This window comes from Seonamhaeicola marinus, from assembly GCF_008085455.1.
In genome coordinates this window covers 1-575 of sequence record NZ_VSDQ01000768.1, presented here as the reverse complement: position 1 = coordinate 575, position 575 = coordinate 1, and the positions used below count along the sequence as shown (strand labels likewise).

2 protein-coding genes are annotated in these 575 nt (G+C 29.7%); one reads left to right on the top strand and one right to left on the bottom strand.

Annotated features, from left to right (window positions below; translation table 11 throughout):
• Window positions 1–228 (top strand): DUF3276 family protein (locus tag FUA24_RS23445; RefSeq protein ID WP_148545758.1); only part of this gene is annotated, 228 nt, incomplete at its 5' end.
• 49 nt (window positions 229–277) lie between these two features.
• Here the strand turns inward: FUA24_RS23445 and FUA24_RS23440 are convergent.
• A partial coding sequence (locus FUA24_RS23440) for a tRNA-binding protein (protein WP_148545756.1) occupies window positions 278–575 on the bottom strand: 298 nt, incomplete at its 5' end.

Genomic DNA, 575 nt, shown 5'->3' with positions numbered 1-575 from the left:
AAAAAGCATAAAATTTATATTTACAAAGAAGATTTTGCTGAGTTTAAGAGTATTTTATCTGAAATGACAGATTATATCATAGAAGAAAAAGGTGATGAAGTAATTAGTGAACGTCACCAAAAAGATTTTAAAAAAGAATACAACACTGAATATTCCGCAAAATCTGAAACAGAAGACACCCTTAAAACTACCGAAAGTTTTACAGATGTAGATTTTGATGATATTTAATTAAACAAATACAGTAAAAAGCAGCGTTTAAAACGCTGCTTTTTTGTTTTTACGACACAACCATACCGTTTTTAACTTTATGTTCTGGGTTTAACAAAATAACATCTTTACCATTTACAGCTCCTAAAACCAAGCATTCACTCATAAAATTGGCTATTTGCTTTTTTGGGAAATTTACAACCGCCACAATTTGTTTATGCAGTAAAACTTCTTTAGTGTAAAGTGTTGTAATTTGTGCCGATGTTTTTTTAACTCCTAAATCGCCAAAATCTATAGTTAATTGGTACGCCGGTTTTCTTGCTTTAGGAAAATCATTAACTTCTATAATGGTTCCTACTCTTAAATCT